This is a genomic window from Leptolyngbya sp. NK1-12, from assembly GCF_032598965.1.
Lineage (GTDB): Bacteria > Cyanobacteriota > Cyanobacteriia > Elainellales > Elainellaceae > Elainella.
Genome location: NZ_CP053586.1, coordinates 1,795,755 through 1,807,675 on the forward strand (window position 1 = coordinate 1,795,755; position 11,921 = coordinate 1,807,675).

Sequence of the window (11,921 nt, forward strand, 5' to 3'; positions counted from 1 at the left end):
TGTCGAGTGGTGTGAAGCAGTTATGCAACGTTGGCAACGGGTCGGATGGGCAGTGGTGGTTGCGGTCGTGGGAAATTCGGCTACGAGTACCACCGCGATCGCTGGGGAAGTTCAGAGCGAAGCAACGCCAGAGGTGCCAGTAGAGGTGCCAGTAGAGGTGCCAATTGAACCTGCTGCTACGACTGTCAGCGAGTGGGTTGCCCAAATCGAAGCTGCGCTGCTACAAATCACTAGAGTGCGCGTCGAGGTAACCGAAACCGGATTGCAGGTGATTCTGGAAACGGCAGATGGTTCTCTGCCAGTGCCGGAGACGCGATCGATCGGTAATGCCCTGATTGCCGATATTCCCAATGCCACTATTGCCGAAGAGTTTTCGCAGGCAGAGCCGATCGAGGGGATTGCGCTGGTGAGTGTGACCCAGTTACCAAATAACCGAGTGCGGGTTGCCATTACTGGAACCGATGTGCCGCCTGTGGCTGAAGTGACATCAGAGGCTCAAGGACTAGCGTTTGCGGTGACACTAGGGGATGCAGAAACAGCCACAGAAGAAGACGCGATTCAGGTGGTGGTAACGGGTGAGCAGGATGAAGGATACAACCCGTCTAACGCAACAACCGCAACGCGAACGGATGCGCCACTGTGGGATATTCCGCAAGCGATTACGGTTATACCACGACAGGTACTCGAAGACCGGAATGTGAGGACTGTAAATGAAGCAATACAAACCGTCCCAAGTGTTGTTGACGGTGGAGATATCTTTGGTTCGCCCGCAGGAGGTAGGCTGATTCGAGGATTTGATAATGGATTTTCAGCGGGAGGAACGGACAACTTACGCGACGGGGTTCCTGATGGGGGTTACATTGACATTGTTCCGATTGGAACGACCGAGCGGGTGGAAGTGCTCAGAGGTCCTGCTTCAATCCTATATGGAAATGTGGAGCCGGGTGGCGTGGTCAACCGGGTGACGAGGCAACCGCTCAGTGAGCCTTATTACCAGGTTGCCCTTGAGGTCGGCAATTATGGATACGTTCAACCCAGCATCGATCTCTCCGGCTCGCTTACTGCCGATGAAAATGTCCTGTATCGCTTGATTGCAGGCTACGAACGTTCAGACTATATTCAACCCTTTGTCGAAGAGGAACTGATCACGATCGCCCCTTCACTGACTGTGAACTTGGGAGATCAAACCAACCTCAATTTTTACTATGAATATGCTCGGTTTTTCTCGGATGCCCCCAAAACCGATGCGGCATTCTTGAGCGATGGTAGCTTGACACCGAGAGATCTGTACCTGGGTTATCCGATTCCGGGCTTGTACGCCATCACGACCCACAGATTGGGTTACAGGCTCAGGCATGAGTTTAGTGAGAACTTACAGTTGCGGCATAATTTCGCCATCTCACTAGCTGAGTTCATCGATAATCGTTCAGGTGCGTTGGATACTATCGAGGACGATCGCTTTTTTACCCTAGGAACTAGCGAAAATGAATCTACCCAAAACAGATATTTTGGACAGATTGACTTGCTGGCAAAGTTTGAGACTGGATCGATTGCCCACCAGCTTTTAATCGGCTTTGATGCTCGTCACATTGATGACCATTACACCGCTCTGTTTGATCCCAATGTACCTGTTTTCGACATCCGCAACCCAAACTACGACTACGCCCCTGACGAAGTGATTCCAGAGTTTGACAGACTTTCTCGGCTTACCGGCTATGCCGTTTATCTTCAAGACCAAATTGAGTTGAGCGATAACTGGAATTTACTCGTTGGCGGTCGCTACGATTGGCTCAGTAACGATACTCAAGGGGGTGAGCCTGGAGAGCTTAGCACTAGAGAAGGTGGGCTGATTCAGAATGACGGAGCCTTTAGCCCGCGCATTGGTATTGTGTATCAGCCCAGCGATGCGGTTTCGCTGTACGCCAGCTACAGCCGATCGTTTGCCCCAACCTTTGGAGTGAGCCGAGATGACAGTTTTTTTGAGCCAAGCCGAGGCACTCAGTATGAAGTTGGGGTTAGAACAGATTGGCTCGATCGTCGGCTTTCGACAACCTTAGCGGCGTACCAAATCACAAAAACGAATGTCACCACCGATGATCCCGACAATCCTGATTTTCAAATTCAGACGGGAGAACAACGCAGTCGTGGGATTGAGTTAGAGATTGGAGGAGAAATTCTGCCCGGTTGGAACATTATTGCATCCTATGCCTACACCGATGCCGAGGTGACGGAAGATACCGTTTTTGCAGGCAATCAAGTTGGGGGAGTACCAGAGCATCAAGCTAGCCTCTGGACGACCTATCAGATTCAGAGCGGCATTCTCGAAGGATTGGGATTTGGACTGGGGCTATTTTACGTGGGTGAACGACCGGGAGATGTGAGTAACACCCAAACGCTCGATAGTTACTTCCGCACCGATGCTGCGCTTTACTATCGACGCGATCGCTTCAATGCGGCAATCAATGTCAGCAATCTATTCGATAATGACTATGCCCTTGCAGGTAGTGGTGTCTTCGCTGTGAGAAACGAGCCATTCACCATCACTGGTTCCGTCAGTTGGAAATTTTAATTTGCCACTGGCATGGTTCTGTGCCTATGATGCGCTCGATCGCCACTGTTTTGACCGTTACGCTAGCACCCGATCAATCCTCAAAAACCATGACTCAATCGACCCTATTCATTTGCAAATCCTGCTGTTTCTCCGAAAACCACCCAGAAGACCAGCCCGCTGACGGTGCTACCCTCCTGCAACAGATCCAAACCGATCGGTCTAATCAGCCCGATCTGCACACCATTCGCATTCAACCCGTTGGTTGCCTCTGGGATTGTGGTCGTGCCTGCGTCGTTACCTACTCCGCCCCTCGCAAACCCGCCTACGTCTTCAGCAGCATCCCCGCAGCATCCCCGCAGCATCCGCCCCAAATCTCCTGCAATTTGCCCAACAATACACCGCAAGTAAAACAGGAAATATTCCCCACGAAAAATTTCCAGCAGTCCTACAAGAAGTTCCCGTTGTAAAAGTTCCTGCCATTACCCACGTAGCGATTGAGAGTGAATTGGAATAGCATGAGTCGCTTAGTCTCTCGTTGGATCAAGCCATTTCTCTTATTTGCTTTTCTGTCTTTTCTGTTAGCAAATTGTGTCAGCCCTGCGATCGAGCAGAACCTGACTACAATTCAACAGCCGGATACAACTTCAGAATGCCGCATGATTCAGCACCAATTTGGCGAAACCTGTGTTCCCCTGAATCCACAGCGGATTGTAGCGTTAGATCCTTTCATGAATCTCGATCCCCTGATTGCGCTCGGTATCAAGCCGATTGGTTATACATCTGACATTGGAGAGGGAAGAGAAATTATTGCTAGTGTATCAATCGATGATGTGAAAGGAGCCACAAATGTTGGCAAGTCAGATCAGCCTTCATTAGAGAAAGTTTTGCTGCTCAAACCGGATTTGATTTTAGCAACAGATCACCATCCGTATCCGTTGTTATCAGCGATCGCTCCCACTGTCCCAGTATCTCCGAACTTTGAGACACCAGCTAATGAAGCATTCTTTAAGGAGAATCTTCGCTATGTAGCCAGAGTACTTGGCAAAGAGACAAAAGCGGAGGAAGTTTTAAACCAATATCAGCAACGAATTAAAGAATTGCGACAACGCCTGAGAAACCAGTTGGAACAAATCGAAGTTTCCTTAATTTACTACAACAATGGTTATGTTTATAAACCTGAGAGAGGCCATGATGCAGGCACTGACGTTTTGATTGATACAGGGCTTCACTATAAACTTCCACCTTCTGGAGTGCCCTTCAGCATTGAAACCATTGAAGAATACGATGCTGATATCTTATTGATTGTGAGTTTTGAACAAAGACCTCTCAGCTTTTTTCTTCAACATCCCATCTTTAGTCACCTGAAAGCAGTCAAAACCAACCGAGCTTATCTGGTGCCTCCAGAAAGATGGGACACACGGGGCATTTTAGGAGCGAATCAAATACTGGATGATTTGTTTAAATACTTGCTCGACGATAGGTAAAGTCTGTATTTTATCAGGAATACGACTCTAGAGTACAGGAACAATTAGCTACTGCATCAAACAACTGCCAAGTTCAGGATATTGATGAAATATGCTATCCACACTCGCTAAAGATGCTTGATATTCCAGGGCTGTGGCGATAATAATGCGATCAAAAGGATCTCTATGAACCGAAGACAAATTAACTGCACGACTACATATCTCAGATGTAAGGGGAAACAACTCTATGCCTGACGGTTCTAAAGCTGCTTGAAACCATTGATTCGTAGAACAAGGTAGTTGCAATCGTCCACGACGTTGAGCCAAGGCTATTTCGTAACATGATACGGGTGAAATGCCAACCTGACTTGCCGTTTCGATTCTCTCTTTCCACTCAGATGGAAAATTCTCAAATGCCAGATTCACAAACCCAATCCACATATGAGTATCCAGAACAATCACCTCAGGCATTCCCAGTCTTGCTCATCAACTATAGGACTAACCAAATCACCTAAGATCTTAGCTTTACCCGCGATTGCAGCCGCAGGAACCCGGCGTGTTACACAAGGCACTGTCTCTTCTAAAACTGTCTCTTCTAAAACTGTCACAATGACACGAGCAGATGTGATGGGTGGTGCGTCAGACAACCACTTAACCTGACCGTTCTCATAGATCGCTTCGTAACTTTTTAGCATTATCCCTCTACCAACAAAAATACGTAAGAATGTCAACAAAATCTTTATTCTTCTCGCCGCAAGCTCTTTCACCTCTATCCCTATCTTTACTTTGCCAACCAACTTTGCACATCATCTAAGCTCGTGAAGTCCAGCAACGCCTCACCCAACTCTTCCACCTGTTCCAAAGACAGAGCCTCAACTTGCGATCGCACTACCTGAGGTAATTCCCCAACTCGTCGAGTCAGTTGGCGTATCACCAGCGATCGCTTCCCTTCTTCCTTTGCTTCCCGAATTGCCCGTGGTTCCTCAAATAAGTTTAATCCCAGCATTGCCCTAATCTCCGTTTGACTGAGTGCTGCAAACTTGTACATCATAATCGAGGTCACAATGTCTATTATGTCGCGCTTTTCCCTTGCCGTAAATTCCTCTTGCTCAGTTCTCGCCAGCAAATACCGTGCTGTTGCTGGAGCTTCCGCTTCATCCACGATCGTTAAGACCACTGCTGCCACAGAAAGCGGTAACGAGCGGACATCTCCCAACTCATTGAGGTAAATGTTCACCATTCAGCAGGGAACGGTGAGGATACACGTTGCTCTGTTCTGCACTGCGCGATGGATAAATCACTACCGCTTGCCAATCACAAAAGCGAGAACAGTTCCGGTAAAAATACAACAACGATTCACCAAATAGTCGCTCGTACAGGGTTTCATCTTTCTGAAACTGTATCTCACAAAAATAAATCACTCCTGGCTCTGGCTCTGGTGGCAAAAACACCCCATCAATTTCAAACTTTGGCTCTTTTACTGCCACCGAATCAAATCGATAGTCCTCAGCGTTACTCGGTCGCTCACCCAGCAGATCGAATAGCCACGCAGGTGAACGTTGAAACATTTGATAAAAGATTGGATCGCGTCGCATACTGCTTCCACTGCTGAACTTGAGCAAGTGTACGACAAAACATCCCTGTCAACACTCCCTAAACACACTTTATAAGCAAAGGAGCGATCGCTAACTCACAACCCACTACCGACGAATTGCATCTCGAAACGCCATCACTGCATCAAACTGTTCTTCAGGCTTCACATACTGCGCCAACAAATTGATATCTAAATCTGGCAGTAGTTCACTGGTTTTAATCAGCTCATATCCCATCGTTCGCAAATGATAGATCAGAAATTGCCCCGCCTGCCACTGCCAAACTTCCGTAACTCCCAAGCCTCGATAGATCTCCAGCTTATCGACCAACCCACTAGTGATAACCACTTCTATTGCCAAGTCAGGAAACTCCTGCTTTTGCCCCAAACAATAGCACTCATCCGGCTCTAACCCCCGCTGTTTCGCCGCCTTACGAAATGTTGTTCCTCATTTAAATCAGGTGATTGAGTTAGGAGAGAAGAATTCATAAAACTACGAAGAGGCTAGAGAAATTTCCTTTGCGTTACCTATATCAAAACCCTTAAACTGATGCAAATTAATGAGGAGTAATAACGTGAGAAATCGCCTCTATGCAATGTCCTATTCCGCCGCTCATACACTCGCTGGAAGCTTCCGCAATCCCATGTCCCGCATGGCTGACTGCATGACCAGCAGTCTGAAGCTCGTCTCCATCTGGAATGATACCCAACTCATAGCAGGTCAAATCTGCGTCCGGTACAGACTTTTCTGCCAATCTGCGCCGATTTCGATAAAAATCTGCACAGAAGTAGCCAACTCCCAACGCGGTAGATGAACCGATCAAGAGGGGAAGCAAAGGCATAGCAGGCACCTCATGACATTGAATACAACCCATTGTAACTTCACGAAGTCAAGCATCTACGACAATTGCGTCTCAGCCACTCCTGCGCCTACTGCAGTACGGTAAACCCTATCAGATCCAGATTGGAGGAGCGATTACCTGCTCCATCCTCAACACCATCTTCATCTTCATTTGTTCTATCCTTATCCCGAACCCACAGTTTTTTACTGTAGAGTGGTCTGGTGGATAATCTTAGCCTCGGCTTGTTTTCATATGGTCCATCGTCGCAAGTTGTATAAATTACTGGTTTTGAGTGCTGCTGTTGTGCTGTTATTGGTGCTTCCAGTACAGGCGGCAGAACGGATCTATTTCAACTATGGATTGCTGGGGCGTTCTGTGACGGTAGAGCAACTTGCGATTTTTGCCGAGACTGGCGAATTAGAAGGCAGTTTAGCTTTGCTGAAATGGTTGAATCCAGAACGACGCGCCCAAATTCAAGCCGTGTTGCAGCTTCGCTATCCAGTTGATCCGATCATGGTGGATCGGTTTGCCTACACTTCATCGGGAGAGCGGTTGTTTCGGGAACTGGGAGAGTTAATTCAGTCCGAGGCATACCAAAATGGTGCGAGAGGGTTGCGCAGTGCTGCGATTTTGGCAACAGCGAACCCTGACGGCGTCAGCATCATCGGCTTTTTGCAGCAGTTTCCCACCGATATGCGGATTGACTTGCAGCGAGTCTTAGCCTTTGCCCAGCGGGTGTCTGGCATCCTGAAGCAAACTCAGCAGGCCGTTGTCAGCCTGAATCAACAAACCGCTCAAGCAGCAAGCCAGGAATCGGGATTGAGCTTTGAGCAATTGCCCGATCTACGCCAATCGGGAAGTTTTGTCTATCAGAAACAATCGCTCGAGTTATACGATACTGAACGGCAGCGGCAAATTTTGGGAGATTTGTATTTACCCATCACGGAAAATACCGCAATTCCCGTAATTGTGATGTCAAATGGATTGGGAGCCGGACGCGATCGATTCGATGAGATTGCCCACCATTTAGCTTCGCATGGTTTCGCGATTGCTACGCTCGATCATCCCGGCAGCGACCGTCAACGACTGCGCGAATTCTACGCCGGACTGCATCGGGAAAACTTTGACGCGAGCGAATATCTGGACCGGCCCAAGGATATCAGCTTTTTGCTGGATCAACTAGAGCAGCTCAACCAAACCCAGTTGGGCCAACGGCTGAATTTAGAACGGGTTGGGATCTTCGGCTATTCGTTTGGCGGCAGTACGGCCCTTTCCTTGGCTGGAGCCGAGATTGATTTCGCCTATTTGCAGCAGGATTGCCAAACCGAAACGGGACTAGTCAACATTTCCTTGATCTACCAGTGCCGTGCTCTAGAACTGCCGCGAGATCCAGTAGCCTTAAAAGACGAACGAATTCAAGCCGCATTTATGTTTGTCCCGTTTGGCAAAAGTTTGTTTGGCACAACTGGTATGGCCGAAGTGACAATTCCCATTTTTTGGGAAGTCACCGATTTAGATATTTTGACGCCGCTAGTGGTGGAACAACTGCCAGCCTTCGCGGCCCTGACTACGACTCCCAGGTACCTGAGTGTGACCCAAGGTTTGCCCCATGCCCGTGTCACCTATGATATCCTCGGCCGGTTCACCGCTGCCAAAACTCCTTGGGAAGATCTCAAAGCGATTGCTCACAACTATCAAAACGCACTCAGTTTAGCATTTTTCAAAGTATATATAGAACAAGACGAGCGGTATCGTTCTTATTTAACTGCGGCTTATGCTAAAGCATTAACTCAAGCCCCCTATTCATTGAGCTTAGTGCAGACAATTGATGAAGAAATAATTCAGCCAGATAACTGACAAACTTTCACTTCGTTGTCATCCGCCCAAAACTTTATTGTTTACCTATCCGCCAGTTACGGTTTAGAAGTAGCTTCAGCCGTTGCCATACCATTAGTCTGATAATACCTATTCATTTCTCCTTCGCAATATGCCGTTGGGTATCCATGCTACTGTGCAGGATGCGGATTACCTCGATGCCTTTGTCTGCATGGCGGTAGAAGATAATATGGCGTCCAGCTGGATCGCTCAGGCAGCCGGGGCGCAGCTCATCGCGTTTTTTGCCAAGGGCAGGACGGTCATACTAAAACTGCTGCACGCAAACCGCATCGAGTAAAATCAGCTTCTCAGAAGCAGCTACCTGGCACTTGGGAATAGTCTGCAACAGCAGAGGTTGACTGCCCTGCTCTAGTTGTTGGGCAACTTGACGCACCAGATCCTGAAACGAACTGTGAATCAACCAATCTTGATTCAGATAGGCTGGCGTGAACGCAGATTGTCCAATCAGGAAAAAATCGACATCGTATTGTTCAACGAACCGAGACAAAACTGACGAATCTAGACTATATTGAGCATGAATTAAATCAATTACACGCTGTTGGAATTGTTGATAATAAATTGGGTGATGAGACAGCGCAAATTCTCGACCCACCAATGTGGAACGCTGCGTGAATGCCGGTAGATTGCTCGCCTCTGGATCTAGAGAAGCCACCAACGTCGATTGAGGTTGAGCCGCCAAATACTGATACAGCGAGGGAGCCTCGCCTATCACCCAACCCTGAAAGCGCAGGAAGAGAAACGGCAGAGCCGGAACCACAATCACCACAGCCGTCAGCAAAGCTGATAAAGTCAATACCCCTCGATCTCGCCTGGTTAACCGCGACTGAATGCGTTGTTTGTAGCGAAGCCAACGCCAGCCCGCATCTAGCAGCACTGTCAGCACAATAGCCGCCGCAATCGCCAGGATAATTCTCAGAGTATGGTAGGTATAGCGACTGGGAAAATGCAGCTTCAGCAGCAGCAAATGGGCCGCACCATACAAAATCAGCGAAGCCAGCAGCACCTGTCCTAGAATCTTCACCTGCTCGCTCACGGTCGCCATCAGAGGCCATTGAGAGCGTCGCAGCAACGGCAGAGCACATCCGGCTAAAATAATCGACGGAAACACCGGCACTCGAACCCCGCTATTGCCCAACAGCCAAAACTGCCAGCCGCTGACACCAAAATACTCATTGCGTCCCTGCAAGCCGTACTCTGGCATCATCCGCATTTGCTCGGCGGTAATCGCTCCACCGAATTTTGTCACGGTCAGCGCATAGGGCAACAGCACCAACCCCGCCGTCAGCAATCCCCAGAAAGCAAATCGGTAATCTGCCTTGGATTCCGACCATTGCCATCCCAATCTAGCCAGCCATCCCAACCGCATCCCCCATCGCTGAGAAGGTTGATCAGACCACCGCCACAACCGCAGCAGCAAAACTCCAAATTGCACCAAGACCAACTGTGGAAAGAACAATCCCTGTAATACAATTGTGACCAAACAAGGTAACAGAGATTGTCGCAGCAAATAGTACAGAAACGCCACAAAAATCGGATAGATAAACGCCCTCGGTGTAGCAGACACCAGATCATCATTCAGCCAAAGCTGCTGATTCAGAATTAAGGAAGCTAGAAACCCAGTCAAGGAAACCGGCAAAAGCTGATTACAAACTCCGAATAGATACACCGTGGTTACTAAACTGAGCACTAACGGCAAAACCTTAGCTAATTCAAGTGGCGCTATTCCCAGCTTCGCCACAACCCCATATAGAACCTTGTAACCAATGGGTGCAACGGTCGTGAAATACTCAGCAATCCAATCATTCGCAAACAGCCCAGCATCCACCAACCGCTGCAAAAACACCACATGCTGCCGCGCATCATCCTGCACAACATAGGGATAGCGCCATATATACTCCAGCGTCACCCCACCAAAATACAGCGCCACCGCCAAACTCAGCCCCAACCACTGCCACTTCCCCACCTCCCTCGTTCGGCGAGGCTCACGAGCCGCCATCTTCCCCACCTCCCCCATCTTCCCCACCTCCATGCAGGCCGATCCAAAATCCGCTCCTACCCCTGCCGCTGCCCAATCACTGCGTAAAACGGATCACTGCCTCCCATGCCCAGCATTTGCAGAAAACTCGACACCTGACTGGGCCGCATAATCACTTCCGCTGGGCCAAAGCCAGGAATCGCGGCAAAATAACCCTTTACCAGCTCGACCCGCTCCGCTTCAGAGCTATCCCGCCACGCCTGAATCGCTTTTTGGTAAAACATCCGATTCGAGAAGCTGACAATACAGATGCCGCCCGGTTTGAGAATCCGGTAGATTTCGGCAAACACTGCCTCTGGCAACTGCAAATACTGCACCGAAACGGCAATCAGCACCGCATCAAAGGATTGATCGGGTAAGGGCAGGAGTTGCTTTTGATTCAGATTTTGCACAAAGTAATGGTTGAGGCGCGGATTGCGAGCCAGTTCCTCTTCGTTGAGGCCATGACCCTCGACATGCTCAAACTCGATTTCCTCTGGCAAATGCGACACCCAGCTACTCATCAGGTCCAGGATGCGGCTGTGAGGCTGCAATCGCTCTCGGTACAGGTCAGTGAGCTGCTGAATAAACCCCTCATCCACATGGGTGACAAAGCGGGGAAAGTCATAGAATAGCCGGTCATCGGATTCATCAAGCTTAGTACGTTGAGCTGGTTGAAGCAGCATTGCAATCGATTTCACTCTACCCTTCTTAGTTTAGAAAAAATTGCGAAATATTAAGCCCTGCGCCCCGTTTTTTGTGACTTCCAGCAGGGAGGAAACCCCAACTGTAGCGGTACAGGTCTCCTCACTGTCGGGGCCAGAGCCGTCGCGGCACAATCAAAGCATGAAGGCAAAACGATTTGATACACACCGTTCACGAGGAAATCAATCTATGCTAGTTCGTTATTGGCAGCCTTGGCGCGAAATGGATTTAATGCGTCGTCAGTTTGATCAGTTGTTTAATGAGTTGACCCAACCGGTAGACAGCCAATCGCAGCAATCCTATCCAATCACCTGGAACCCAGCGATTGAACTGATGGATGCAGGCGATAACATTGTGGTTCGTGCTCAACTGCCTGGAATGGAAGCGAAAGATCTGAACGTTGAAGTCATGAAGGAAGCCGTGTCGATTGCCGGTGAGCGTCGTCATGAGCAAAAAACTGAAGAAAATGGCTTCTTCAAGTCCGAGTTTCGCTATGGTCAATTCCGCCGTGTTGTTCCCCTCCCGGTTGCCGTGCAAAACGACAAGGTCGAGGCTGAATACAAAGATGGCATCTTGACCCTGACGCTGCCGAAAGTTGAGGAAGTTCGCAACAAAGTGGTGAAAGTCGATCTGACAGCTTCAGAGCAAGCGGCTGCTTAGTGGGAGGCTGACGTTAAACGCGACTAAACAACGTCGGATTTTCATGTCGGATTTTCATGTCGGATTTTCATGTCGGATTTTAGGTGAGTGCGCAATCCTTGATTAACTGAGTATGACTTGGAGGTGGGAGTGTCCTGCCTCTTTTTCGTTTTTTAGCGTTGTTCAGTCTCAAATAACAGGAAAGCCTGGTAAGCCCCCC

The 11,921-nt window shown here is 48.9% G+C and carries 12 protein-coding genes and 2 pseudogenes; 5 read left to right on the forward strand and 9 right to left on the reverse strand.

Annotation, left to right across the window (positions count from 1 at the left end; genetic code table 11):
- Positions 1 to 22 precede the first annotated feature (22 nt).
- Genes HJG54_RS07180 through HJG54_RS07190 form a run of 3 tightly spaced genes read left to right on the forward strand, consistent with a single transcriptional unit; the run spans position 23 to position 4,035 of the window.
- Entirely contained in the window at positions 23 to 2,569 is a 2,547-nt protein-coding gene (locus HJG54_RS07180) for a TonB-dependent siderophore receptor (protein ID WP_316434177.1), read from the forward strand.
- Positions 2,570 to 2,595: 26 nt separating this feature from the next.
- Positions 2,596 to 3,018, forward strand: coding sequence for a DUF1636 domain-containing protein (locus tag HJG54_RS07185; RefSeq protein WP_316434179.1), 423 nt, complete (start codon positions 2,596 to 2,598; stop codon positions 3,016 to 3,018).
- Positions 3,019 to 3,066: 48 nt separating this feature from the next.
- A complete protein-coding gene (locus HJG54_RS07190; protein ID WP_316434181.1) occupies positions 3,067 to 4,035 on the forward strand; it encodes an iron-siderophore ABC transporter substrate-binding protein in 969 nt (322 codons plus the stop codon).
- A 48-nt stretch (positions 4,036 to 4,083) separates the two neighbouring features.
- Here HJG54_RS07190 and HJG54_RS07195 read toward each other — a convergent pair whose 3' ends face one another.
- The 6 genes and pseudogenes from HJG54_RS07195 to HJG54_RS07220 all read right to left on the reverse strand — a co-directional run bounded on the left by HJG54_RS07195 (position 4,084) and on the right by HJG54_RS07220 (position 6,447).
- The gene (locus HJG54_RS07195) at positions 4,084 to 4,485 is read right to left on the reverse strand and encodes a type II toxin-antitoxin system VapC family toxin (protein ID WP_316434182.1); all 402 of its coding nucleotides are present in this window, start codon (positions 4,483 to 4,485) and stop codon (positions 4,084 to 4,086) included.
- Positions 4,473 to 4,811 carry a hypothetical protein gene (locus HJG54_RS07200; RefSeq protein ID WP_316434183.1) on the reverse strand — a complete coding sequence of 113 codons (339 nt, stop codon included), beginning with the start codon at positions 4,809 to 4,811 and terminating at the stop codon, positions 4,473 to 4,475. The genes HJG54_RS07195 and HJG54_RS07200 overlap by 13 nt, the downstream gene beginning before the upstream one ends.
- Positions 4,796 to 5,065 (reverse strand): DUF4351 domain-containing protein, encoded by a 270-nt coding sequence (locus HJG54_RS07205; protein WP_316435618.1) that lies wholly within the window; start codon positions 5,063 to 5,065, stop codon positions 4,796 to 4,798. Before HJG54_RS07205 ends, HJG54_RS07200 begins: the two co-directional genes overlap by 16 nt.
- A 9-nt stretch (positions 5,066 to 5,074) precedes the next feature.
- Positions 5,075 to 5,609: pseudogene (locus HJG54_RS07210) on the reverse strand (Rpn family recombination-promoting nuclease/putative transposase); the annotation flags it as partial.
- 105 nt (positions 5,610 to 5,714) lie between these two features.
- Positions 5,715 to 6,023 (reverse strand): annotated as a pseudogene (locus HJG54_RS07215) (Uma2 family endonuclease); the annotation flags it as partial.
- A 139-nt stretch (positions 6,024 to 6,162) separates the two neighbouring features.
- A complete protein-coding gene (locus HJG54_RS07220; protein ID WP_316434184.1) occupies positions 6,163 to 6,447 on the reverse strand; it encodes a hypothetical protein in 285 nt (94 codons plus the stop codon).
- Positions 6,448 to 6,735: 288 nt separating this feature from the next.
- Here HJG54_RS07220 and HJG54_RS07225 point away from each other — a divergent pair, with 288 nt between their 5' ends.
- Entirely contained in the window at positions 6,736 to 8,304 is a 1,569-nt protein-coding gene (locus tag HJG54_RS07225) for an alpha/beta hydrolase (protein ID WP_316434185.1), read from the forward strand.
- A 112-nt stretch (positions 8,305 to 8,416) separates the two neighbouring features.
- On the opposite strand, the gene HJG54_RS35415 is transcribed toward HJG54_RS07225, so the two are convergent.
- From HJG54_RS35415 to HJG54_RS07240, 3 genes are read right to left on the reverse strand one after another with little or no spacing between them, the layout of a single operon-like run.
- Positions 8,417 to 8,551: a type II toxin-antitoxin system RelE/ParE family toxin gene (locus HJG54_RS35415; protein ID WP_420717384.1), complete on the reverse strand. Its 135-nt coding sequence runs from the start codon at positions 8,549 to 8,551 to the stop codon at positions 8,417 to 8,419.
- A gap of 36 nt (positions 8,552 to 8,587) precedes the next feature.
- Complete coding sequence (locus tag HJG54_RS07235) at positions 8,588 to 10,339, reverse strand: hypothetical protein (protein ID WP_316434188.1); 1,752 nt, start codon at positions 10,337 to 10,339, stop codon at positions 8,588 to 8,590.
- A 56-nt stretch (positions 10,340 to 10,395) separates the two neighbouring features.
- A complete protein-coding gene (locus tag HJG54_RS07240) occupies positions 10,396 to 11,043 on the reverse strand; it encodes a class I SAM-dependent methyltransferase (protein ID WP_316434190.1) in 648 nt (215 codons plus the stop codon).
- A 208-nt stretch (positions 11,044 to 11,251) separates the two neighbouring features.
- Here HJG54_RS07240 and HJG54_RS07245 point away from each other — a divergent pair, with 208 nt between their 5' ends.
- Entirely contained in the window at positions 11,252 to 11,722 is a 471-nt protein-coding gene (locus tag HJG54_RS07245; RefSeq protein WP_316434191.1) for an Hsp20/alpha crystallin family protein, read from the forward strand.
- Positions 11,723 to 11,921: the final 199 nt, after the last annotated feature.